General features: G+C 67.6%; 3 protein-coding genes. 1 reads left to right on the forward strand and 2 read right to left on the reverse strand.

Features of this window, described 5'->3' with window-relative positions; all coding sequences use genetic code 11:
* Positions 1-216: hypothetical protein (locus ACWFR4_RS49030; protein ID WP_453658503.1), on the reverse strand; the 216-nt coding region annotated here is incomplete at its 3' end.
* Here ACWFR4_RS49030 and ACWFR4_RS49035 point away from each other — a divergent pair.
* On the forward strand, positions 178-321 hold the full coding sequence (locus tag ACWFR4_RS49035; protein WP_453658507.1) for a TetR/AcrR family transcriptional regulator: 144 nt from the start codon (positions 178-180) through the stop codon (positions 319-321). The two genes, ACWFR4_RS49030 and ACWFR4_RS49035, sit on opposite strands and share 39 nt — an antisense overlap.
* Positions 322-839: 518 nt before the next feature.
* On the opposite strand, the gene ACWFR4_RS49040 is transcribed toward ACWFR4_RS49035, so the two are convergent.
* Positions 840-1,202: cytochrome P450 (locus ACWFR4_RS49040; RefSeq protein ID WP_453658505.1), on the reverse strand; the 363-nt coding region annotated here is incomplete at its 5' end.

The following is a 1,202-nucleotide window of genomic DNA, read 5'->3' on the forward strand; positions in this document are numbered from 1 at the left end:
GCTTTGTCCATTTCTGATTGAATTGTCAGATACGATCGCTTCATCGTCAAGTAAAAATGATGGATTCATCAGAATTGTTGCTCTTAGTGATGGGCGTGCCGATGCCCGCCACGCAGGAACCGATTCGAACGCCGTCATGCCCAGACCCGCCAGGCACTCGTCCGCGCCACGCGGCAGATCCTCGCCGAGTCTGGCGGCACCAAAGCCAGCGTCCATGCCGTCGCGGAGCGTGCGGACGTGGGCCTCCACTCCGTCTACAACCACTTCACGGGCAAGTCGGGCCTATTCGACGCGGCCGTGGACGATGTACTGGAGGAGTAGGCCCAAGCCGTCGACGAACGCCAGCACGGCGTGGACGATCCCGCCGAGCGCCTGGCTGAGGGCGTGCGGCTCAGGGCGTGCATGGCCGAGTCATACCCGGAGATCATGTAGATCCTGTGCCACCGCCGGCTCGGGCGGATATGCCCGGGCGACGGACTGACTCCGCGCGCGAAGCGCGGCGGGGAGCGCGGCATGGCCGCAGGCCGGTCACCGTTGTCGACCCGGTGATCGCCTAGACCGGACCAAACGCAGCCTGCTGGCGCTTCTGGAGCTGTGGTGCAAGCAGCCTGAGACCGAGAGCGACCAGGCCGCAAGACCAATGGCCGAGCGATCCTGCACATACTCGGCCTCTCTCCGGATGAGGCCCGTGACCTCGCCGGGCGGCCCTTCCCGCTGCAGCGTGAAAGAAGAGGATCCTGTCGCGCACGGGCCCACGGGCGCCGACTGCGCACCGATTCCCACGGCCTGCGCAATGTCCGGGGTGGCTGGTCTCTCTTGCCGCTGTCGCCGCCCCAGCCTCAGAGTTGGAGGGGCAGGTGGCGGGGTCCGCGAAGCATGGCGTTCTGCCGGTAGGGCGGCGGGTCCTGGACCAGGCGTGCCGTGCCGAGGTGGGGGAGCAGTGCGCCCAGCGCGGCTTGGGCTTCGATGCGGGCGAGGGGTGCGCCGTAGCAGACGTGGATGCCGCTGCCGAAGCCGAGGTGCTCGTTGTCCGGGCGGGTGGGATCGAACCGCTCGGGATCGTGGAACCGCCTGGGGTCGCGGTTGCCCGAGGCCAGCACCAGAACGACGGGGGCACCGTGGGCGATCGGCTTACCGGCGACGTCGATGTCGGCGAGCGGGATGCGCTCACGCATGTGGACCGGAGGTTCGTAGCGCAGCAG

The organism is Streptomyces sp. NPDC055140, from assembly GCF_053607285.1.